This is a genomic window from Enterovibrio norvegicus (genome assembly GCF_002876705.1).
Taxonomy (GTDB): Bacteria; Pseudomonadota; Gammaproteobacteria; order Enterobacterales; family Vibrionaceae; genus Enterovibrio; species Enterovibrio norvegicus_B.
On the sequence record NZ_MDAG01000046.1, the window covers coordinates 1 to 21363 of the forward strand.

20 protein-coding genes are annotated in these 21363 nt (G+C 51.4%); 15 read left to right on the forward strand and 5 right to left on the reverse strand.

Annotation, left to right across the window (positions count from 1 at the left end):
- Nucleotides 1-54 precede the first annotated feature (54 nt).
- On the forward strand, nucleotides 55-228 hold the full coding sequence (locus BCT27_RS25700) for a BRCT domain-containing protein (protein ID WP_198597588.1): 174 nt from the start codon (nucleotides 55-57) through the stop codon (nucleotides 226-228).
- 122 nt (nucleotides 229-350) lie between these two features.
- Here BCT27_RS25700 and BCT27_RS18555 read toward each other — a convergent pair whose 3' ends face one another.
- The gene (locus BCT27_RS18555) at nucleotides 351-1430 is read right to left on the reverse strand and encodes a tyrosine-type recombinase/integrase (RefSeq protein ID WP_102396440.1); all 1080 of its coding nucleotides are present in this window, start codon (nucleotides 1428-1430) and stop codon (nucleotides 351-353) included.
- Nucleotides 1431-1516: 86 nt separating this feature from the next.
- Here BCT27_RS18555 and dusA point away from each other — a divergent pair, with 86 nt between their 5' ends.
- From dusA to BCT27_RS18570, 3 genes are all read left to right on the forward strand, one after another.
- A complete protein-coding gene (gene dusA / locus BCT27_RS18560) occupies nucleotides 1517-2542 on the forward strand; it encodes a tRNA dihydrouridine(20/20a) synthase DusA (protein WP_102396441.1) in 1026 nt (341 codons plus the stop codon).
- 199 nt (nucleotides 2543-2741) lie between these two features.
- Entirely contained in the window at nucleotides 2742-3008 is a 267-nt protein-coding gene (pspG, locus tag BCT27_RS18565; protein ID WP_017011244.1) for an envelope stress response protein PspG, read from the forward strand.
- A 140-nt stretch (nucleotides 3009-3148) separates the two neighbouring features.
- Entirely contained in the window at nucleotides 3149-3790 is a 642-nt protein-coding gene (locus tag BCT27_RS18570; RefSeq protein ID WP_102396442.1) for a TIGR04219 family outer membrane beta-barrel protein, read from the forward strand.
- Between the two features lie 70 nt (nucleotides 3791-3860).
- Here the strand turns inward: BCT27_RS18570 and BCT27_RS18575 are convergent, their stop codons facing one another.
- From BCT27_RS18575 to BCT27_RS18590, 4 genes are read right to left on the reverse strand one after another with little or no spacing between them, the layout of a single operon-like run.
- Entirely contained in the window at nucleotides 3861-4652 is a 792-nt protein-coding gene (locus tag BCT27_RS18575) for an ABC transporter permease (protein ID WP_102396443.1), read from the reverse strand.
- Entirely contained in the window at nucleotides 4649-5389 is a 741-nt protein-coding gene (locus BCT27_RS18580; RefSeq protein ID WP_102396444.1) for an ATP-binding cassette domain-containing protein, read from the reverse strand. The genes BCT27_RS18575 and BCT27_RS18580 overlap by 4 nt, the downstream gene beginning before the upstream one ends.
- Before the next feature lie 6 nt (nucleotides 5390-5395).
- A complete protein-coding gene (locus BCT27_RS18585) occupies nucleotides 5396-6403 on the reverse strand; it encodes a YVTN family beta-propeller repeat protein (protein ID WP_102396445.1) in 1008 nt (335 codons plus the stop codon).
- A gap of 12 nt (nucleotides 6404-6415) precedes the next feature.
- The gene (locus BCT27_RS18590) at nucleotides 6416-7624 is read right to left on the reverse strand and encodes an ABC transporter substrate-binding protein (protein ID WP_241908600.1); all 1209 of its coding nucleotides are present in this window, start codon (nucleotides 7622-7624) and stop codon (nucleotides 6416-6418) included.
- Between the two features lie 189 nt (nucleotides 7625-7813).
- Between BCT27_RS18590 and pedF the strand changes: the two genes are divergently transcribed.
- The 11 genes from pedF (at nucleotide 7814) to BCT27_RS18650 (ending at nucleotide 21352) form a co-directional block, all read left to right on the forward strand.
- The gene (gene pedF / locus BCT27_RS18595) at nucleotides 7814-8266 is read left to right on the forward strand and encodes a cytochrome c-550 PedF (protein WP_102396447.1); all 453 of its coding nucleotides are present in this window, start codon (nucleotides 7814-7816) and stop codon (nucleotides 8264-8266) included.
- Nucleotides 8267-8295: 29 nt separating this feature from the next.
- Nucleotides 8296-9363, forward strand: coding sequence for a substrate-binding periplasmic protein (locus BCT27_RS18600; RefSeq protein WP_102396448.1), 1068 nt, complete (start codon nucleotides 8296-8298; stop codon nucleotides 9361-9363).
- A gap of 263 nt (nucleotides 9364-9626) precedes the next feature.
- Nucleotides 9627-11393, forward strand: a complete 1767-nt coding sequence (locus BCT27_RS18605) for a PQQ-dependent methanol/ethanol family dehydrogenase (RefSeq protein WP_102396449.1) — start codon at nucleotides 9627-9629, stop codon at nucleotides 11391-11393.
- Between the two features lie 584 nt (nucleotides 11394-11977).
- Nucleotides 11978-13486, forward strand: a complete 1509-nt coding sequence (exaC, locus tag BCT27_RS18615; RefSeq protein WP_102316327.1) for an acetaldehyde dehydrogenase ExaC — start codon at nucleotides 11978-11980, stop codon at nucleotides 13484-13486.
- A 107-nt stretch (nucleotides 13487-13593) separates the two neighbouring features.
- Nucleotides 13594-15735, forward strand: coding sequence for a 4Fe-4S binding protein (locus tag BCT27_RS18620; RefSeq protein WP_198597592.1), 2142 nt, complete (start codon nucleotides 13594-13596; stop codon nucleotides 15733-15735).
- 160 nt (nucleotides 15736-15895) lie between these two features.
- Nucleotides 15896-15967 (forward strand): pyrroloquinoline quinone precursor peptide PqqA, encoded by a 72-nt coding sequence (gene pqqA, locus BCT27_RS18625; RefSeq protein ID WP_102259777.1) that lies wholly within the window; start codon nucleotides 15896-15898, stop codon nucleotides 15965-15967.
- Nucleotides 15968-16127: 160 nt separating this feature from the next.
- Nucleotides 16128-17045, forward strand: a complete 918-nt coding sequence (gene pqqB / locus BCT27_RS18630; RefSeq protein ID WP_102396452.1) for a pyrroloquinoline quinone biosynthesis protein PqqB — start codon at nucleotides 16128-16130, stop codon at nucleotides 17043-17045.
- An 8-nt stretch (nucleotides 17046-17053) separates the two neighbouring features.
- Nucleotides 17054-17812 (forward strand): pyrroloquinoline-quinone synthase PqqC, encoded by a 759-nt coding sequence (pqqC, locus tag BCT27_RS18635; RefSeq protein ID WP_102396453.1) that lies wholly within the window; start codon nucleotides 17054-17056, stop codon nucleotides 17810-17812.
- An 83-nt stretch (nucleotides 17813-17895) separates the two neighbouring features.
- Nucleotides 17896-18162: a pyrroloquinoline quinone biosynthesis peptide chaperone PqqD gene (pqqD, locus tag BCT27_RS18640; protein WP_102396454.1), complete on the forward strand. Its 267-nt coding sequence runs from the start codon at nucleotides 17896-17898 to the stop codon at nucleotides 18160-18162.
- Nucleotides 18134-19264: a pyrroloquinoline quinone biosynthesis protein PqqE gene (pqqE, locus tag BCT27_RS18645; RefSeq protein WP_102396455.1), complete on the forward strand. Its 1131-nt coding sequence runs from the start codon at nucleotides 18134-18136 to the stop codon at nucleotides 19262-19264. The genes pqqD and pqqE overlap by 29 nt, the downstream gene beginning before the upstream one ends.
- Before the next feature lie 21 nt (nucleotides 19265-19285).
- Nucleotides 19286-21352: an insulinase family protein gene (locus tag BCT27_RS18650; protein WP_102396456.1), complete on the forward strand. Its 2067-nt coding sequence runs from the start codon at nucleotides 19286-19288 to the stop codon at nucleotides 21350-21352.
- The last annotated feature ends 11 nt before the right edge of the window (nucleotides 21353-21363 follow it).

The window sequence follows — 21363 nt, forward strand, 5'->3', positions numbered from 1 at the left end:
TCACTCTAATCCGCATACCCAGAAAAACTAACTGACCATGCTAAAACCGCAGGGATGACTGTTCGCTCAGAAGTAACTAAGCACTTAAACATTCTTTGTTACGGATACAATGCGGGCCAAAAGAAGCTAGATAAGGCTCGCACCCAAGGCGCGATCATCATCAATGAGCCTGACTTCCTAACTCTTCTTGAAACAGGCGAAATACCTGAAGACAGTCACCATGCCTAAACATCAATGTTTTTGATACAAAAAAGCCTCGCTTTTAACGAGGCTTTTGCTTTCACCCTATGATGAAGTCTTAGTGCATCTTTGCTGTCATCAGCAAGAGCAGGAACAAAAACAAAATAAACTTAATCAGTGTTTAACTCAAATTTATTGTGCAGCTTATGCGGGAATAGTTGGGTGTACACCTGCCAAAGAATGTTTAAGTTTCTATGGCCTGTAACTTGGGCCACTTCTTCTATCGAATACCCTTTCTCAAACAAACGGCTTGCGCCTTCTCTTCGCAAATCGTGGTACCGCAAATCCTGAATCCCTAAATCATTGCGCACGCGCTGAAACCCTGCGGTTACGCTTCGGCTGTTATAGGGGAAGATGAGATCACCCTGCCTCTCTTGGCGCATGGCAATATCAAACGAACCTGCAAGAAGCGGGACAATCATGTGGTTGCCTTCTTTCTTGCGCGGGTCTTTTCTGTCTCGCACCACAATGGTTTTATGGTTTTCGTTCAGGTCTTCCCAGCGTAGGGCGCACACTTCACCGATTCGCATACACGTTAGAATGCTGAAATCAAGAATGTCAGTGAACGGAATGCGGGTAGGGCCGTTGGGGCGGAAGTTCTCTCTTTCGATCAATCCCGCTTTGAGCTTTTCGATTTCGTTCTCGGTTGGCCGTCGCGTTCGCTTCTGGCTTTTGCCTACCAGTTTCATGTCAATCAAGATCGGCACGGCTTCATCGAACACGGCGTAATTTGCGTCAATGTTCCAAACGGGCTTGGCCTTTTTCATGACGGCGCGAAGGTAAGCAACATCATGGTAAATGGTGGCAGGGCCAGCACCCGCGCTGCGGCGTGTTTTGCAGTGGGCGATCAGGTCACTGGTTTTCAGTTCGTCACTTTTTACGAGTGCGATATCGCAATCACGCAGCATTTGAATGACGTAACGTTTGGTGCGGCCTGTGTTGTTCCACAAATCCGCCTCTAACATGTACCTGTCGAGCAGTTCCCCGAGGGAAACCGCTTTGCTACTGTTTACGCCATTTTCTTCCAATTCATTCACGCGCTTTTTGCCGAAGGTGTGCGCCAGCGCTTTTTTTCTGAATGTTTTGGATTCTCGGTGTATAATTTTTCCGCTTTTTTTTACGATAACTGTTGCTTTGAACCGCAGTTCACCACTCGTTAATTTACGAGTTTCGACCGAAAAAGACGCCATTTGTCCTACCCGCTTGAGGGAAACTATAGGGGTACTCTATAGCGAAATTAGCGGCATTTCAAAGCAATTACAGGCAATTTGAATTTATGACTAAACCACTGTACACGCAGGCCACGCCTGACTTAGCCCCGAATTTCCCTACCGCACGCTTTTCAATCGCGCCGATGCTGGATTGGACCGACCGCCATTGCCGCTATTTCCACCGTATTTTGTCGAAGAACGCATTGCTGTATACCGAGATGGTGACAACCGGCGCGATCATTCATGGCAAAGGCGATTTTCTTCAGTTCAATGAAGAAGAACACCCCGTTTCACTCCAGTTGGGTGGCTCTAACCCCGTTGATTTGGCGACGTGTGCCAAGTTGGCGGTTGAGCGTGGTTATGATGAGATTAACCTGAATGTAGGTTGCCCATCTGACCGTGTTCAAAATGGCCGTTTTGGTGCGTGCTTAATGGGTGAAGCTGAGTTGGTGGCGCAATGCGTGTCAGCAATGAAAGACGTGGTTGATATTCCTGTCACGGTGAAAACCCGCATAGGTATCGATGACCAAGACAGCTACGAGTTCTTGGTGGACTTCGTACGTACAGTTAACGAGAAATCGGGTTGTGACAACTTCACCATTCATGCGCGTAAAGCATGGCTGTCAGGTTTGAGCCCGAAAGAGAACCGTGAAATTCCGCCGTTGGATTACCCACGCGTTTATCAATTGAAGAAAGATTTCCCACACCTGACCATGGCAATTAACGGTGGCATCAAATCCCTTGAAGAAGCGGAAGAGCACCTAAAGTTTATGGACGGCGTGATGATTGGCCGTGAAGCTTACCAAAGCCCGTATATGCTGGCTGAAGTCGATAACCGTTTGTTTGGCGGCAATGCACCGATCATCAAGCGCAGCGACGCGGTGAAAGCGATGTTCCCGTATATCGAAGCGCAGTTGAGTAACGGTTCTTACCTCAACCACATCAGCCGTCACATGCTGGGCATGTTCCAGAACATGCCGGGTGCGCGCCAATGGCGTCGCTACATCAGCGAGAATGCACACAAGCCAGGTTCTGGTATTGAAGTGCTTGAAGCTGCACTCGCGAAAATTCCTGCGGAATTGGATGTATAACAGCATCAACACAGACTTAACCTGATGTGGTTAAAAATGCCGCGTTAGTTGGTGTGATTTACCATGTTTTTGAAGGCGTTATCCGTTATGGGTAACGCCTTTTGTTTATGTTATTGATAGTAAACAAATAAAAAAGTTGGCAAGGTTCGTGCAATCTATTCACCAAAGGAAAAGTCACTGAGTACCTTAGGAGGGTCTGATGATTGAGTTTCTATTCTTGGTTGGTTTTGCGGTTGCTTTGTTAGCAACAGGGTTGAGCTTCATTGGTATCATTGCTGCGGTGGCAGTGGGATTCATCGTGATGGCGCTGGCTGGCATGATTGGACTGATGTTCAAAATGCTGCCTTGGATTATCTTGATTGCCGTTGTTGTATGGTTACTGAAAGGTCGAGATAAGCATGCAACCCAGTACCGCGAATATTGTTCAAAACGCACGCGTCGTTACCAACGTGCCCGCCGATACTAGTCTATTATCTACTGATAATTAGGCGATAAATATGAATCATTCCGCATAAAAACTGGGCAGTTTTGTGCGGAATGTTTGCCTCGTTTTTGCTATAGTGCTCGCAAACATAATCCAATAGAAAGTTAGGCGGAGCCCTTTCAATGAAAAAACTGAACCTTTCTCTTGCTGCGTTAGCAGTGGCTGGTGCATTTGCAATGCCTGCGCAAGCAGCGGTGCTTCTAGGGGCCAAAGTGGGTGCAGACGCGTGGTATGCGGATGCGAAAATCAACGATGTGCGCGCAGATGATGCCAACATCCAAGGTTCTTACTACGCGGCGTTTGAGCATTTCATTCCTTTGGTTCCTAACGCAAAAATTCGTTACACCGGCGTGGAATCAAATAAGTTCGATACTGATTTCACTCAGTACGACTTCATTGCGTACTACGAAATTTTGGATAACGACCTGATCTCTTTCGACATCGGTCTGAACCTGCAAAAATTCGAAGGTCGCTTCCAGAGCCAAAACTTCGATGAGTGGCAGCCAAACGTATACAGTGACGTTCGCCTAGGCATTCCTGCAACCCCTGTGTCTTTGTTCGGTAGCTTCAGCTTTGGTAGCTACGATGAAACCAGCACCGTTGATGGTGAAGCGGGGATTCTATTCACGCTGGGCTTGGTTGCAGCAGACTTGAACTTTAAAGCGGGTTACCGCGTTCAAGATTACGACTTCAACTACTTTGGTGCTAACCAAGGTAAATTCATGAACGATGGCTTCTTTGGCGGCGTTGAATTCAACTTCTAATTGCCCGTTCTGAATAGTGAAAACCGCGCTTTGGCGCGGTTTTTTTGTTTCTGGCGGTGAGAAGTGAGTATTAAGGCGGCCCACCTTTGTTTTTTTCTCGCGTGGGCTGAAAGCCTGCTACTGCGAGTATCACGAAAAGTAACGTACACCCGCCAACGACCAACAATGCCGTGATATTCAATTGCTGGTAGAGGGCAAAACGAATCAACTCAACGCCAAAGGTGAACGGGTTATAGCGGCAAACTTCATATAACCAAACACTGGCTTCTTGCATCTTCCACAATGGATAGAGCGCAGACGAAAGAAAGAACATGGGGAAGATGACAAAATTCATCACGCCTGCGAAATTTTCTAATTGGCGAATGCGCGATGCGATCACGATGCCGAGCGCGCTTAACATCAACGCGGTTAAAAACAGCGCGGGGATAACCATCACATAGCCCATTGGCTCGAGTGGTCTGTCATACAGCGCCGCAATCACCAAAAATGCCCCCACTTGTAAGACGCTCACAATGGCACTGGCGATCTGTTTTGATAGTAAAAGAAACGGACGTGGGAGCGGGCTGGTGAGCAACACTTTAATGCTGCCCATTTCTCGGTCATAGACAATGGATAACGAACTTTGCATACCGTTGAACAGCAATATCATGGCGCAAAGGCCGGGCAGAATGTATTCCTCGTAATTGATGTAGGTGGCGTAAGGCTCCATGATCGCAATGCCAAGAGCGGCACGAAAGCCCGCAGCAAAGACCACCAGCCAGAGCAACGGCCTCACGAGGCTGGCTGCGAAGCGTGCGCGTTGCGAGAAAAAGCGCAGCCATTCACGATAACAAATCCCAACGAAGGCATACCAATACCTCATTGCACGTCCTCATCAGTGAGTTGAGAAAACACCTCAGACAAGCATTCAGCCTGATAAAAAGCGATGAGGTTTCTCGCAGAGTCATGGGCTTTAAGCTGACCTTTGTTTAACACCAACACATCATCCGTTGGGGCAACCTCTTCGATGAGGTGTGTCGCCCATAACACGCATAATGGTTTCTGTTCGCACAAAGATCGCACGGCATCCGACAAGGATGCGCGTGCTTTGGGATCAAGGCCGCTGGTGGGTTCATCCAACAGCAATATGGAGGGGGAATGCATCAAGGCGCGAACCAATTCTGTGCGCCGGCGATGGCCGCCGTTCAAGGTGCGCACTTTGTCTTTGAGCCGATCACTCAGTGAAAAATGGGCGAGTAAAGGGGCGGCATGCTGCTGGGTTTGTGTCGCGCTAAAGCCATGTAATGCGCCGTAGTAGTTGAGGTTTTGTGCGACGGTTAAATCGAGGTCGAGGGTGCTTTGTTGAAACACCACACCTAATTTCGCCATGGTCTGACGATTGGGGGGCTCGCCGAGCAAATGCACATAGCCCGACTGAACGGGCAACAAGCGAGTGAGCAGGGAAAATAAGGTGCTTTTCCCTGCGCCGTTAGGGCCGAGCAACATGTGTAACCCATCGCCCAGCGACAGGTTGATGTCATTCAGCGCTTGTCGCCCCCCGTGAGGCTTCGAAGCGCTTGGTTGGCCGTAAGTATGGCTAAGGGCATAGATGTCGAGCATACGGACTCAGTTGACCTGACGCACCGCGACCCCCCAAGGGTAGCGACCCACTTTAATGGTTTTGATGACCTTGCGGTTGGTGACATCAATCACGGACACATCGCCGCTCACGCCATTGGTGGTCAGCAATCTGTCTTGTGCGGCGTTAAACGCCATTTGCCAGACGCGACGCCCCACCAGCAGGTAATCTTCCACTTCCAGCGTTTTGGCATTCACCACGGCGACGTGGTTGGCAGGACCCAAAGCCACAAAGGCGGTGTTGCCATCTTGGCTGAGCCTCACGCCGACAGGTTGCACTTTGTCTTTGTGCACGCCTTTAGGTGCAAAGCTGATTTTCTTGATGATGGCCTTGCTGTCGGTATCAATCACAGACACGGTGCCGCCAATTTCTGCACTTACCCAGAGTTGTTTTCCATCTGGGCTGAATTCCGCGTAGCGCGGGCGGGCATCGACCAAGGTGTTGTGCACCATGGCATTGGTTTCGGTGTCAATCCAGTGCGCCATGTTGGACGTTTCAGAGGTGATGATGGCCAGCTTTCCGTCTGGGCTAACGGCCACACCTTCGGGTTCAACCCCAACTTCCACTTGCGTGATGACACTGGCATCAGGAATGTTGACGACCGTCATGAGCGCATCGTCTTCATTGGCGATGTACAGGCGTTTTCCATCAGGATGAAGAGCGAACAACTCAGGATCTTCCCCCGACGGAAGCTCGCCCGCTATCTGACCGGAATCGAGATCGAAGACCTGCACCGTGTCTGATTCACTCGCGCAAATATACAGCTGAGTTTGATCTTTACTGATCTCGATGCCGCGAGGGCGATCGCCAACGTCAAAGGTGTTTATCACTGTCAGCGAGTCCATATCAATCACACTGACGGTGTCATCTTTCTCATTGGCGACGTAAGCCAATTCTTTGGCTGACACGTTGGCACTGATCAGTGACAGGCTAAGCAGCGATGCGCCGAACAAGGTGGTAACGGAGAGGGGGATGAAATGAGTGAAACGATTCATGATCCTATGTCCTTAAAAAGTGGGGTAAAGGCGGCACTGACTTTGGGCTTGGTCGACGCCGAGCGTATCGAGCTCGTTACGCGGATGAAGAAAACCCTCGAAGGGCGCGGTGGCGACAAGTGCCTGCGAATAAAACAGGGGAACAGGCTGGCGAAGTTGCCCGTTCCACGTGCGGTAAGTGAGCTTGCGCCCCTTGTAAGCGGCTAATTGGAAACGATCGCTGAGGACAAAGCGTTGAACGTCTTTTACCTCTGCCGTGTTAAGTGCGGTGACGGCTTCATTGAGGGTACGTACCGCCACCCAAGCCGCAAAATCTTTGGCAGTCATGGGGCGTTCGAAGTCTTTTTTGAAGCGATTTTGCAGCTGAATGGCACCCCATTGCTCGATCGCGTAATGCCAGCCGTCGCTTCGCATGCCGTGAGAGCCTATGACGGGGCGGGGGAGCCATGTATTAAAAGGCAGGTGCTGACCGAAAAAATTGCTTTCATCCACCACCCACACCACGTCGTAGTTTTTGGCTTGTGTAAAAAGCGGCAATTCTTGAGAGGCCGTGCGTCGAAGATCGGTGTCAAAATCCCAGACCTTTTCATCGACCACGCGATGATTGAATTTCTTGAGCGTGGCTTTAACCGCAGCAAGAGAAGCTTGGTCAGCCGCGTTAGGCCCCGCGACTAAAAAAACGGTATTGAGCCGGCGTAATCGGAGCCATTGCCCAATGGCATCAGCACGCATCGCATAGCTGACGCCCGTGTGCAGTGTGTTCGGTAAGCAAAGGGATTCGCGAAGCGCATCGTCCGCGTTGCCGTAATTGAGCAGAACAGCATCGTCAGGTAGCGATTGACGAAGCCTCGTTAACTCTGCGGTATTGAGATCGGTGATATAAAAGCGTGTGCCGTGTTGATACCACGATGTCGCCGTAGCAATGAGCGTGTTGATGTCATCGCTGGTTTGGCTGTTAAGCGTATATTTTTGACCGAGAAACTTACCTGTTCCGTTAGCGTCCCCAATGGCGCTCATAGCACCGGCCTCGCCGTCATTGTCTGCGGCGCGTAGGTATTCAGGAACGGCGGTGGTGACCGTGGAAGGCTGACGAAGTAAGCCAATGTTCATCTCGACCTCGGCGTTCACGGACGATGACAATCCCAGCACGATAAACATGCTGAAAAAGACGAAGAGGCTTTTGATAATCAATGTATTGCTGCAATTTTTGTCTTCTGCCATGCGACACACTCCAACGTTATCAACGCCTTCACTGTATGCAGTGGCTCCTTCTTTTTCCAACGACAAGCCGTCGATTTGTTAAAAATCCTCCTAAAGAATGAGGGATTTCCCCGCCTTTGTAGCATGTCGTCAAATCCGGCTCGCCCCTACACTTTTCCAAGCATCGAAAAACGAAGGAGTCTGAGTGACATGGAAAACGTTGAACGCAATATTTGTATTATTACCGCCCTCGCGCTGGTCGCCGTATTGTCATCTCACACCGTGTTCGCACACGGAGATGTCACACCACAATCAATCGACACATCAAGCATTCCTACCCTAGGTGCGGAGTGGACAGAAACGAACCCCTACCGTGATGAGGAAGGGGAGGTGAAAACTGAAATCGAACGCATCGGCGCATCTGCCTACAACCAAAACTGCGCCCGCTGCCACGGCCTTGAAGGGATCTCTGGTGGTATCGCCCCTGATCTTCGCATCCTTTCTCCCGACTACGACGGCGATGAGTGGTACATCTACCGTGTACAAAACGGTGCTGTACGTAATGGCGCGGTCTACATGCCAAAGATGACCGAGCACCTTAATCAAGAAGCGCTGTGGGCAATCCGAACCTGGCTTGAGTCTGTCGCGCCTGAGAACGGCTAGTCAGCATTGTGATAAAAGGAGGTGAGGACATGGCATTGTTTACCCGAACATTCTCCGTGTTTGCCAGACTTTGGCTGATGATCAACGTGACCTGGTTATTGCTCCTCATGGCGTGGTTAGCATGGAGTTCGCCAGTAAGTGCGCGTTCTTATGATGACATTCAGGCCAGTGGCAGCATCAGCATTGCGGTGTACAAAGATTTCCCTCCCTATTCGTTCATCAATGCGCAGGGCGACGCGTCTGGCATCGACGTGGCATTGGCACAGGCCCTTGCTGACGGTTTAGGTGTGTCACTGGATTTACGGTGGATGACACCGGATGAAACCGTCGACGATGACATGCGAAATTACCTGTGGAAAGGCATGAACTTAACCAGTGAAGACGGACGACGGGTGAAAGCCGATGTCATGCTGCGCGTGCCTTACGACCGGGAGTTTGCCTTGCAACGAGACGATTTAGGGTTGCCCGCCCATGAGCTTGTACACATGTTTGCGCCTTACCAAAGAGAGCGCTGGCTGCTGGCGTATGACATGGCAAAACTTGAACGTCCTCAGACCGCAGCGCGGTTTATGTATCACCTTGTTGGCGTGGAAGTCGACACCGTGCCGCAGTTCTTTTTGACCACGGCCTACGGTGGGCGTTTTCGCCAAAATGCCCGCACGTATGCCTCCATAAATGACGCATTTGATGCGTTGAACCTTGGTGACGTTGCCATGGTGATGGGAATGAGTTCGCAGTTGGAATGGCTGAATTCCCCGTCGCACCAAGGTACGTCACAAGACAATCAAACATCACAAGGCAGTCAACACTCCAAGCCTGTGCTCACTGAATTGGCGTTCCCTTTATTGGGGCGCGCGGATTGGGAATTGGGCATGGCGGTACACAACAATTATCGCCAATTGGCGTATGCCCTCGAAGACATCGTGCTTGCACATATTCGCTCTGGCGACTTTTCCCGCTGGGCGACGCAATATGGCGTTGATTTTAAGTTGCCGACAAGGTTTGCAGATATCACGCCGAGCACGGCGTCTGCACGGGATAACAATGAAAAAGGGAAGAAGGTCGAGCCTGTTGCGACGCTCGCACAATCCCCTTGAACATACGTCACGGTTGGTTCTAACCAAAACATCTCAACAAGCGATCGACATATCGCCTTTCAGTAAAACAACACGGTTTGTTCCTCTCTCGCCTGATTCTTCTCGTGGATGCATTTTTTGCCAACCACAGAAAAAGAGGCTAGGCAGCGCTCGGCCTGAATTCAACGAAAAGGGACATCGTGGTTTTACTACCCACAGGATTTATTGATTCTCAATGGACACCTAGTTGCTGAAAAGCAGTTAGCTAACGAAGAGGTATTCCCATGACAGTAACGTCATTTAAACGCGGTGCGCTATTTGCCGCACTCTCGCTCGCGCTGGCATCATCGCCACTTTATGCGGGCGTCACGGATGAAGATATCCTCGCCGATCAGGCCACCACGGACGATGTGGTGAGCTACGGCCTCGGCCTTAGAGGACAGCGTTTTAGTCCACTGGACGCGATAAACAGAGAGACAGTGGAAGAGATCCGCCCCGTGTGGGCGTTCTCCCTCGGCGGTGAGAAACAGCGTGGCCAAGAAAGCCAGCCGATGATCAAAGATGGCGTGATGTATGTGACCGGTTCTTACTCGCGGGTGTACGCCATTGATGCCAGAACCGGCGATGAATTATGGCAATACGATGCACGTTTGCCTGATGGCATCATGCCGTGCTGTGACGTGATCAACCGTGGGGTCGCACTGTATGGCGACTTGGTGATATTTGGCACCTTGGATGCCAAGCTCGTCGCGCTTGATGCGAAAACGGGCAAGGTACGTTGGAAAAAGACCGTCGATAATTACCAAGACGGTTATTCCATTACCGCTGCACCGATCATTGTGAAAGGCAACGTCATCACAGGGGTATCGGGCGGTGAATTTGGGATTGTCGGGAGAGTGCGCGCGTATGATGCGAAGACAGGTAAGCTGGTGTGGGAGCGCCCAACCGTTGAAGGCCACATGGGCTACGTCTACAAAGATGGCAAGAAAATCGAAAACGGCATCTCAGGTGGCGCACCAGGAAAAACATGGCCAGCCGACCTCTGGAAAAGTGGCGGTGCCGCGCCGTGGTTAGGCGGGACGTATGACCCCGATACTGACTTATTGTTCTTTGGTACGGGTAACCCTGCCCCGTGGAATTCACACATGCGTCCGGGCGATAATCTTTTCTCTTCATCACGCCTTGCGATCGACCCTGATGACGGAAAAATTGTGTGGCACTTCCAAACCACGCCGCACGATGGTTGGGACTTCGATGGTGTAAACGAGCTGATTTCATTTGATTACCAAGAAGACGGTAAAACGGTGAAAGCGGCAGCAACGGCGGACAGAAATGGCTTTTTCTACGTCTTAAACCGCACCAATGGTGACTTCATTCGTGGCTTCCCGTTTGTCGACAGAATCAGCTGGGCGAAAGGCCTCGATGACAAAGGGCGTCCTTTGTATGTTGATGAAAACCGCCCTGGCGATCCAAGTGAAGTGAAAGACGGCAAGCAGGGTAAAACCGTGATTGCCGCCCCTTCTTTCCTCGGCGGTAAAAACTGGATGCCGATGGCCTACAGCCAAAACTCGGGGTTGTTTTATGTGCCTGCAAATGAATGGCACATGGATATCTGGAACGAGCCTGTGTCCTACAAACGCGGTGCAGCCTACTTAGGGGCAGGCTTTACTATTCGCTCGAACAACGATGATTACATCGGTGTGCTCCGGGCGTATGACCCGAAAACCGGTGAGAAGGTGTGGGAGTTCAAAAACTATGCGCCACTGTGGGGCGGTGTGCTTACCACTGCAGGCGGTTTGGCGTTCACCGGTAACCCTGAGGGCTACTTGATGGCCTTTGACGACAAAACGGGCGAGCTGCTTTATAAGTTCAATACCGGTTCTGGCATCGTGGGCAGCCCTGTGACATGGAAAATGGACGGCGAGCAATATGTCTCAGTCTTATCCGGCTGGGGTGGTGCAGTACCGCTATGGGGCGGAGACGTCGCCAAGCGTGTGAAGAACTTTAACCAAGGTGGCACGGTATGGACCTTTAAGCTGCCGAAAAGCTAACAGGTTTTAAGATCTGCACCTCAATGCCGAGCCCTGTGCTCGGCATTGTTCTCTTTTCTCTTTTCTCTTTTCTCTTTTCTCTTTTATCTCTTCTTGTTCTGGCTCTTTCTCGTATCTCGTATCTCGTATCTCGTATCTCCTATCTCACCCCTCATATCTCCTCTCGCCCCCCGCTTTCCCCCATTATTGAAATCGGGACATGCACCTTATGTCACAGCGTAAATACTCACTACTGACGATTCCGCAGTGCGCCGAGGCCGTAAAAAGTCGCTGGAACGTCTCATCCAACGAGCGCCAAACACGTTCGTGCGTGATGAAACACACAGGTAAATCATGGTGGGTCATGATGTACTTTCTGACGTGGGTTAGCGCGAAAAAACAAAAAGAAAATGGCGATACACACAAGCGTGTTCTCCTCCTTCTTTCCGCCTACCCGTCGAAAGTATGAGATTTTGCCAACCAAGGGGTGATGGTGAGATCCCACCTCCTTTCCATACTCTAAGTACAACGCCTGACATGACCTCCAAAGGGAGCGTCAGGGAAGACGAAGGCGATATCGCCAACGAATTATGATGAGGTGGACAATGATTTACGCAAAACCAAATACCGACGGAGCCGTCGTTAATTTTAAGGCGCGTTATGGCAACTACATTGGCGGTAACTGGGTTGAGCCGGTTAAAGGACAATACTTCACTGATACATCGCCTTGCTCAGGCGAGTCGATCGCAGAAATTCCTCGCTCCAGTGCAGAAGACATTGAATTGGCACTCGACGCCGCGCATCAAGCGAAAGCTGCGTGGGGAGCAGCATCCGCCACCGAGCGCTCTAACATCCTCCTCAAGATCGCTGATCGCATCGAAGCCAACATCGAATATTTGGCCGTTGCAGAAACGTGGGAAAATGGCAAAGCCGTGCGCGAAACCCTCGCCGCTGACCTCCCGCTTTGTGTCGATCACTTCCGCTACTTCGCCGGGGCGATTAGGTCCCAAGAGGGGTCTGCGGCTGAGATCGATGCCAATACCGTGGCCTACCATATTCACGAACCTTTAGGGGTTGTCGGACAGATCATTCCTTGGAACTTCCCACTGCTGATGGCGGCATGGAAAATTGCGCCTGCGCTTGCTGCGGGGAACTGCATCGTTTTAAAACCTGCCGAGCAAACGCCAACGACCATCCTATTGTTGATGGAGCTGGTGGGTGACTTACTGCCACCGGGCGTGTTGAACGTGGTTAATGGCATGGGGCCAGAAGCTGGCCAAGCGCTCGCGACATCTAACCGTATCGCCAAGATTGCTTTCACAGGTTCTACCGCGATTGGTAATCATGTGCTTCGCTGCGCGGCAGATAACTTGATCCCATCAACTGTTGAATTGGGTGGTAAATCGCCAAATATCTACTTTGAAGATGTGATGCAGCAGGAAGACGAGTTCATCAGCAAAGCCGTTGAAGGGTGCGTGTTGGCCTTCTTCAACCAAGGCGAAGTGTGTACGTGTCCATCGCGTGTGTTGGTACAAGAGAGCATCTTCGATGCGTTCATGGCGAAAGTGGTTGAACGCACCAAAGCGATCAAGCACGGCAACCCGCTCGACACCGAAACACAAGTGGGCGCACAAGCCTCTAATGAGCAATACGAGAAGATTTTGAGCTACATGGACATTGGTCGTGAAGAAGGCGCTGAGCTGCTGATGGGCGGCGAGTCGGCAGACTTCGGCGGCGGTTACTACGTGAAACCGACCATTTTCAAAGGCGACAACACCATGCGTGTGTTCCAAGAAGAGATCTTCGGCCCTGTTATTGCGGTCACGACCTTCAAAGATGAAGCCGAAGCGTTGGCGATTGCTAATGACACGGAATATGGCCTAGGTGCAGGGCTTTGGACGCGAGATGTTAATCGTGCGTACCGCATGGGACGTGCCATTCAAGCAGGCCGTGTATGGACGAACTGTTACCACCTTTACCCTGCGCACGCAGCATTTGGTGGCTACAAAAAATCCGGTATTGGCCGTGAAACCCACAAGATGATGCTGAATCACTACCAGCAAACCAAAAACCTGCTGGTGAGTTACGACATCAACCCGCTCGGTTTCTTCTAACCCCTTTCAGCAACCTGACGGCAGCGTTCCCAGTGCTGCCTGACGGATACGCGATGCGGAGTTCGTACTCCGCTTTTTTAACGGGTATTTCCATGCCAGAGCAGTGTATGTATTGGCGTCGTTGGCTTTGCCTCAGCTTCTTTTTGATTCTCTTTACACCGTCACTTTTTGCCCAAGATTGGCTTGAAGTGAGTGATGAAGCGCAAGCCCTCTTTCCCAGCGCCACCCGCATGAAAGCATCGCAAGATGCCATGCCTATCACCGATATTTATCAACTCGATCAAACCATCGGCTATCTGTTTGAAACCGATGATTTAACCGATTTTCCGGGCTTTTCAGGCGACAGCATTAATTTGCGTGTTGGGCTCGATGTGCAAGGGCGCATCGTTGGTTTGGTGTTGGTACGCCACCATGAGCCGATTTTCCTGCACGGGCTGGGTGAAGCGCCCTTGTATGAATTCATTGCCCAATACCAAGGGTTATCGTTGAAACAGCAGGTGTTGGTGGGGAGTGACCAAGCGCGGATTGCCAGTGATGATTTGGCGTATTTTGATGGCGTTACCAAGGCGACAGTTTCGGTGATGGTGGTGCATGACACCATTTTGGCGGCGGCGCGAAAAGTCGCGCAGGCGAGGCTCAGTGGATTTAGTTCTTCCGCCAAAGCAACGCTGAACATGCAACAGTTCACACCGCGATCCTTTGACGTATTACGCAATGAACGGGCGCTTTTCCGATGGCAACTTAGCGACGATGAGGCCGCGGAACAATTGTCGGTGAATACGGGGAGGTTGCTTGCCGCAAGGGATACCGGAGACGAAAACACGCCTTTTATCGATCTCTCGATCGCGCTACTGAACCCGCCAAGCGTGGGGAAAAACCTGCTGGGTGACGCGGAATATCAACGCATCATGCAATCTCTTGCGCCTGGGGAAGTTGCACTCCTTGTTGGCTCTCGTGGTGGCTATTCGTTTGTGGCGGACGACTTTGTCGCTGGCACAACGCCTGCGAGGTTTTCTCTTCGCCAACAAGGTAGCCCTCTGGCGCTTCGGGATGCCGATTTGTATCACGCACAATCGCCCGTGTTTGCAGAGCAGATTGCCGTGTTAATGCCTGCATTTGATGACGTGAAAATTCTCACGTTCTCCGATCAAAGTGGGTTTGATCCGTCGTTGCCCTTGTCGTTTGGTATGACAGTCCAGTTGAAGAAAAACTTCCTGGAATCAGAGCATGTGCTGATCGACACCGAATATCGTCTGCCCGACAACGTGTTGATCCCTGTTGAACCACCCAAGCCGCCTATCCCTTTGTGGCAGCGAATCTGGAATGATCGGCTTGTCGAGATCGCGATCCTTTCTGTGTATCTCGCCCTACTGACCGGCGTGTTTGTGTTTCAGCATCGCTTGGCTCGATTTGGCCGCTATTTAACGCCAGTGCGACTCACTGCTTTGTTATTCGTGATCGGGTTTATCGGTTTTTATGCCCAAGGGCAGCTCTCTGTCGTCAACATCTACACCTTGCTTTTGTCGCTTTGGAAGGGCTTCGATATCACGGTCTTTTTGCTCGATCCCATTTTGTTTGTGCTGTGGAGTTATGTCTTCATTAGCCTGTTCTTGTGGGGAAGAGGCCTGTATTGCGGCTGGCTGTGTCCGTTTGGCGCCATGCAGGAGTTGGTGGCTGCCGTGGCGGAAAAGTATCGTTTACGGCAATGGAAAATCAGTGACGGTCTGCATCAAACACTCATCACCGTCAAATATGGTGTGCTGATGGTGTTGGTGAGCATGGCGTTCTATCAACTCTCTCTCGCGGAAACCCTCGCTGAAATCGAGCCGTTCAAAACGGCGGTGACCTTAGTGTTCGACAGGGCATGGCCTTTCGTGTTGTACGCTGTGTTGCTACTGGCGCTGAGTGCTCGCGTTCACAAAGCCTATTGTCGGTATATGTGCCCCTTGGGTGCGGGCTTGGCTGTGTTAGGGCGACTGCGGCGTTTTAGTTGGCTCACGCGGCGTGAAGAATGTGGTCAGCCCTGTCGGTTGTGTGAAAAACATTGCGGTATTAATGCCATTCAAAAAACCGGGCAGATTGATTACAACGAGTGTGTGCAGTGCTTGGCGTGTTTGGCCATTGTGAGTGATGAGCACCGCTGTGTGGCGAACAAATACGGCAAGAAACGAAAATCGAGACGTGCAACAAACACACTTGATGACGGCGTGGTAGTCACTGTTTCACCTCGTGATTTTTCGAAAACATAACCTTGGATTCAGGGTTATGTCAGTTTTAGCAAAACTCATTTGCGTCTCGGACGAGAGAAATCATCACAAAGTAGGATTGGTAGTTTCTCGCCTTGTATTTAGGCTAGTAACGGTGGCGATAATTTTGTCACATTCGTATCAGGCACAAGGAGCAATCACGATGTGGAAAAAACCTAGCTTTACGGAACTGCGACTCGGATTTGAAGTTACCCTTTACATCAGCAATCGTTGAGAGAGTCGTGATGGGATGCCGCCTTCGGGATGCATCCCTTTTTTTATTCTTTTTCCCCAAGCTCAGCCCTGACTTTTCATTTATCCCTGATGTTTAGATGACGTGAAAGGGCTCGCTGATATCTCAGCGACAGCGGAATGAATGGCCAAGGAGCGCGCGAATGCAGATTGTGGTGTTAGGCTCTGCCGCAGGTGGCGGGTTCCCGCAATGGAACTGTCATTGCCGTATGTGTTCTTCAGTTCGAAATGGCACCAGCCGTGCTGAACCAAGAACACAGTCTTCGATTGCTGTCAGTGATGACGGTGAACATTGGGTGATCATTAACGCCTCACCTGACATTCGCCAGCAAATCAATGCGTCGCCTCAGCTTGCTCACGCCAATGGTGCTCGCGGATCAGGCGTTCGATCTGTGATTGTCACGGACGCGCAAATCGATCACACCACCGGGTTGCTGATCCTCCGTGAAGGCTTACCGCTCGATTTATATTGCACAGCAGAAGTCGCGGAAGAGCTGTCCACCAGCTATCCCATTCTTTCCATGATGAAACATTGGGAAGGGGGGTATCGCACACACACTGTCGATCCAACGTCTGACGAGGGCTGGCAAATTCCTTCAGTGCCTGCACTGCGCTTTCACCCCATCGTGTTGGCATCCAATGCGCCGCCGTTTTCTCCTTATCGCAATAAACCTCGCCCTGGCGACAACATTGGTCTGCGTATTGTGGATACGCGCTCGGGCGCCACCTTGTTTTACGCGCCAGGTTTAGGTGCACCAGACGGTGCCGTTCTGTCTGCCATGGCAAGCGCGGATTGCGTGATGATGGATGGCACCTTGTGGACAGACGATGAAATGATCCGCGAAGGGCTAGGCACACGTTTAGGCTGCGAAATGGGGCACCTTTCTGTGTCGGGTGATGACGGCATGTTGGCCTTGTTGGATCAGTTCGACAAGCCGAGAAAAGTGCTGATCCACATTAATAACACCAACCCGATACTCGATCCCGATGCGTCTGAGCACAAGGCTGTGCTGGATGCGGGCGTTGAGATTGCGTTTGATGGCATGAACATTGAGATCTAGGAGGGATGATGAAAGACGCGATGAGCCGAGAGACGTTTCAAGCTGCTTTGCTTGCGAAAGGGCAGTATTACCACATCCATCATCCTTTCCATAAAGCGATGTACAGCGGCAAATGTACCAAGGCGCAAATTCGTGGCTGGGTCGCTAACCGCTTTTATTATCAAACCGCTATCCCCATCAAAGATGCTGCCATCATGGCCAATTGTCGCGACCAAAAGGTACGTCAGCAATGGGTGCAACGCATTCTTGATCATGATGGCCATGAAAGCTTGGATTGTGAATGGGGCGGCATTGAGGCGTGGCTTCGTTTGGCGGAATCCGTGGGGTTAGATCGCCAAGAGGTGCTCGATGAAAAATGGGTGCTGCCGGGCGTGCGTTTCGCGGTGGATGCGTATGTGAATTTTGCCCGTAGAGCCACATGGCAAGAGGCCGCGTGTTCTTCATTAACCGAGTTGTTTGCCCCTGAAATTCACCAATCTCGCCTCGATAGCTGGCCGACCCATTACCCCTGGATTGATCAAAGCGGCTTAACGTATTTTCGCCAGCGCTTGAGCCAAGCCCGTCGTGATGTCGAGCAAGGCATAGCGATCACCCTCGATCATTTTCAAACTGCGGATCAACAGGAAAGGGCGCTCAATATCCTGCAATTTAAGCTCGATATTTTGTGGTCCTTGTTGGATGCGCTCAGCATGGCGTATGAGTTTGATCGTCCGCCGTTTGTTGGGGTGACGGATGCGCCGGTTTGGCATCATGCGATTGATCGGTAATAGAGACGGACAGCGTCGAGTGGAGAAATTTGAGTAACGAGATCAGCGCCTAGAAAAGCAAAAGCAAACGGTAGGGAGTGGGCATGAGTGATGAAGTGGTTTACCAACGCAATGCGATGTTTCGAATGCAGTTCGAAAAGGCCCAAGAGAGCTACGTGTTGCTGTTCCCTGAAGGCATGGTGAAACTCAGCGAAAGTGCGGCTGAAATCTTGCTGCAATTTGAACAGCCGAGCCCTGTGTCGGCGGTGATTTCTCGGTTGGAAACCAAATTTCCCGGTGTGGATTTGGCACAAGATGTCGCGGAATTTGTGGAGGTAGCGTGTGATAAGAAATGGCTCGAAAGCTGTTAGCCCGCCGCTGTGGTTGCTGGCTGAACTGACATATCGCTGTCCGCTGCATTGTGCGTACTGTTCAAACCCGATCAATCTGGGCGATCCGGCAGATGAATTGACGACGGAAGAATGGTGTCGCGCACTAGAGCAAGGGCGTGAGTTGGGTGCTGTGCAGCTCGGCTTCTCGGGGGGCGAACCGTTACTTCGCCAAGATCTCGAAGAGATTGTGGCCCATGCTCACCAATTGGGTTACTACACCAATTTGATCACCTCTGCGGTTGGGCTAACAGAAAAGCGGATCATCAAACTGAAAGCGGCTGGCTTGGATCATATTCAGATCAGTTTCCAATCTGCCGATCCGGATCTTAACGACGCGATCGCGGGAAAACGCCACGCGTTCTCGCACAAAAAGGCCATGTTCAACGCCGTTAAGGCCAATGGGTTTCCCATGGTGATGAACGTGGTGATCACACGGCAAAACATTGAATCCATCGAAGCCATCATGGCGTTGGCGATTGAACTTGATGCGGATTATGTCGAACTGGCCACCTCTCAATACTACGGATGGGCGCTGCACAACCGAGATGCTTTGTTGCCGTCCCATGAGCAAATCGAGCGTGCTGAAGCGCGCGTGAATGCACTGCGGAATAAGCAGGAAGGCAAAGGGCCTAAGTTTTTGTTCGTCACGCCGGATTATCACGAACAGCGCCCGAAGCCTTGCATGAGTGGCTGGGGAAACATTTTCCTCAATATCGCACCGGATGGAAAAGCCCTGCCGTGCCACAGTGCTGCCTTGCTCGATCTGCCTCACCCAAACGTGAAAGATCAGGCACTTTCAGACATTTGGTACCACTCTGAAAGCTTTAATCGCTTCCGCGGATTTGACTGGATGCCCGAACCTTGCCGAAGCTGTAATGAGAAGGAAACGGATTTTGGTGGTTGTCGGTGTCAGGCATTGTTGCTGACAGGCGATGCCGCCAATGCGGATCCTGTTTGCAGTAAATCCCCGCATCACAAGGTGATCGAGGAGGCGGTGGCGAAGGCCAATCAAGGCTGTCATAGCGAAGCATTGGCAAGGAACGTGAAAAATAGCCACCTGATCATGTCCACAAAACCATGATGTATTTCATGAGGAGAGGCTATGGCGACACCACATCCTGCCGCGCCAGATTGGTTTTTACTTCCTCCTGCTGAGCAGCAGTTGGCGTCAGGATGGGTGGGATACCGCCACGTCACGGGCGTGATGCATTGGCACCATGCCGCCTCAGACGAAGACAGACTCAGCGTTGCCCTTGTGATACCCACACCCTCAGACGATGACAGTGGCATTGCGCATGCGCTGGAGCACATGGTGCTTCGCGGCTCAACACGTTACCCCGAACCTGAAACCTTTCTGGCCCTTCGCGCCGAACTGACCCTGCTTGAATTTAATGCCACCACCCAAAAAGAGAGCACCCGCTTTCACCTTTCAGGTTACGACCCAGCCTCGGTGCTTCGTGGTATCGGATTTATGTCTGATTGCGTGTTTTCCCCCTTACTGAACAGCGATGACTTTGACGAGGAAATTATTCGTCATACGGTGCGCGCGGATGGCTTAGGGTTGGATGGCACCTTATATCGAGAATTGACGGAATATCAGCGTAACGCACGATTCAATGAATCGGTCGACATGGCGGTGAACAGTGAGCCGAGAGCGCCACTTTACGGCGGCATGACAGACACATTGCAAGCCTTGGATATCGTCAAGCTGCGTCGTTACCACAATACGTATTATCGGCCGGAGAACGCGGTACTTATATCGTCGGGATCATGGCCGATGATTGGGTTGTGGCGTCAAGTGTCGAAAGCGTTATCCCATGTCGGTAAGGCACTTTCAACACCGGATGACGATGACAAGGTACGTCATGAACGCCCTGTTTCCTCGCCGGCCGCATTGCCCGAGCTACGCATCGAAACCCTACACTTTTCGCCGTACTGGGCGAGCGTGCTGCACCCTGCTTTGCGGGCACTGCGTTGCCAGAAGAAGCTTGCCGAAATGGGGGCGATCTTGCTGCCGTTAAATTCGGATTTTCAGCCTAAACCCACCTTGCGGTTTCGCGTGACGCAACATACTGATATCGCGGCACTGTCGCGATGGCTTGAGCATGTTCAACATGATTTATCAGCACGTCGTATCGCGTGGCACTCACAGTATTTTGCGCTGGAACAAGGGCGGCTCATGGCGAATCGCTGGGGCGATGGCTTGCAGCGTTTGTTTCATGATTTCGCCATTTCACCGTTCGCGTCGCCTTATCTAAAAGCCATGCCAAACACGGAAACGTTACCCCATGAATCCGAGAGGTTACTTGCTGAACCTCAAGGCGAATGGCTATCACCTTGCCAACCACTGAGACGTTTATCCATTTTGTGCCGCTGCCAGGCGCGCGATCAGGCAACCCGTGCAGCCATTGAACGATGGTTAGCCTTGTGTCAGCAACGTACGTTGCGATGGGCGTGGATGAAAGGAAGCCCGATACTTTGCGATATTCGTCAGTGGGACTGTGCGAACGCCGTCATCATCGGGTATACCGTTGATTTGCCCGTCAGTGAGGTTGAAGCCCTGCGCCAGTTTTGGCATCACACGTTGCGAATGAATGAGATTGAGGCGATACCGGGAACGTGGCAGCGCACTGAAGATGGCATGGTGTTCCTGGGTAGAGGCAGTGCGCCTGTGTATCGCACGGGAAGTGTCATGGCGAGCCATAAAGATGAAGACTCGGCCATGCATGTTACCTTGTCATTTCCACACACGGTGGAAGCAGGAGACATTGCCTTATTGGGGCAAGCCGTGATGGCCACGAGTATGATCCAAAAGCGCCGCCTTGGTGGGCGTTGCTATGCCGTGAGTGTCGGGATCGACCTCATGCATTATGAATTAACCTTCGATACCGTTGCCGATGGCGACCCAAGCGTGAGCTTTATTGCCTTGCTCAACGCATTTGAGGTGCTCAGTAAGCCCTTGGATGACCCGATGTTCGAAAAAGCCTGTCATGGCGGTTTGGGGCTGGTGTCGGCGAAGTACAATAAATCGCAGGGACGTTTTCATCGCGCTTTATTGGGGATGGTGGGGCAGACCTCGGCCATTGATGTTTCAAAAACCACGCCGGATTCATTGGTAAATTTGGTGACGCGAGTATTAGCCGCCTTGAAGCAGCCTACCCTGCATTGATGGCACGCAGA

Coding starts and splice junctions, on each gene's coding strand:
- BCT27_RS18555 (WP_102396440.1), bottom strand. CDS start 1,430: ATGGCGTCTTTTTCGGTCGAAACTCGTAAATTAACGAGTGGTGAACTG.
- BCT27_RS18570 (WP_102396442.1), top strand. CDS start 3,149: ATGAAAAAACTGAACCTTTCTCTTGCTGCGTTAGCAGTGGCTGGTGCA.
- pedF (WP_102396447.1), top strand. CDS start 7,814: ATGGAAAACGTTGAACGCAATATTTGTATTATTACCGCCCTCGCGCTG.
- pqqB (WP_102396452.1), top strand. CDS start 16,128: ATGCAGATTGTGGTGTTAGGCTCTGCCGCAGGTGGCGGGTTCCCGCAA.
- BCT27_RS18600 (WP_102396448.1), top strand. CDS start 8,296: ATGGCATTGTTTACCCGAACATTCTCCGTGTTTGCCAGACTTTGGCTG.
- exaC (WP_102316327.1), top strand. CDS start 11,978: ATGATTTACGCAAAACCAAATACCGACGGAGCCGTCGTTAATTTTAAG.
- BCT27_RS18590 (WP_241908600.1), bottom strand. CDS start 7,624: ATGGCAGAAGACAAAAATTGCAGCAATACATTGATTATCAAAAGCCTC.
- pqqC (WP_102396453.1), top strand. CDS start 17,054: ATGAAAGACGCGATGAGCCGAGAGACGTTTCAAGCTGCTTTGCTTGCG.
- BCT27_RS18620 (WP_198597592.1), top strand. CDS start 13,594: ATGTATTGGCGTCGTTGGCTTTGCCTCAGCTTCTTTTTGATTCTCTTT.
- BCT27_RS18605 (WP_102396449.1), top strand. CDS start 9,627: ATGACAGTAACGTCATTTAAACGCGGTGCGCTATTTGCCGCACTCTCG.
- BCT27_RS18575 (WP_102396443.1), bottom strand. CDS start 4,652: ATGAGGTATTGGTATGCCTTCGTTGGGATTTGTTATCGTGAATGGCTG.
- BCT27_RS18650 (WP_102396456.1), top strand. CDS start 19,286: ATGGCGACACCACATCCTGCCGCGCCAGATTGGTTTTTACTTCCTCCT.
- BCT27_RS18580 (WP_102396444.1), bottom strand. CDS start 5,389: ATGCTCGACATCTATGCCCTTAGCCATACTTACGGCCAACCAAGCGCT.
- BCT27_RS18585 (WP_102396445.1), bottom strand. CDS start 6,403: ATGAATCGTTTCACTCATTTCATCCCCCTCTCCGTTACCACCTTGTTC.
- dusA (WP_102396441.1), top strand. CDS start 1,517: ATGACTAAACCACTGTACACGCAGGCCACGCCTGACTTAGCCCCGAAT.
- pqqD (WP_102396454.1), top strand. CDS start 17,896: ATGAGTGATGAAGTGGTTTACCAACGCAATGCGATGTTTCGAATGCAG.
- pspG (WP_017011244.1), top strand. CDS start 2,742: ATGATTGAGTTTCTATTCTTGGTTGGTTTTGCGGTTGCTTTGTTAGCA.
- BCT27_RS25700 (WP_198597588.1), top strand. CDS start 55: ATGACTGTTCGCTCAGAAGTAACTAAGCACTTAAACATTCTTTGTTAC.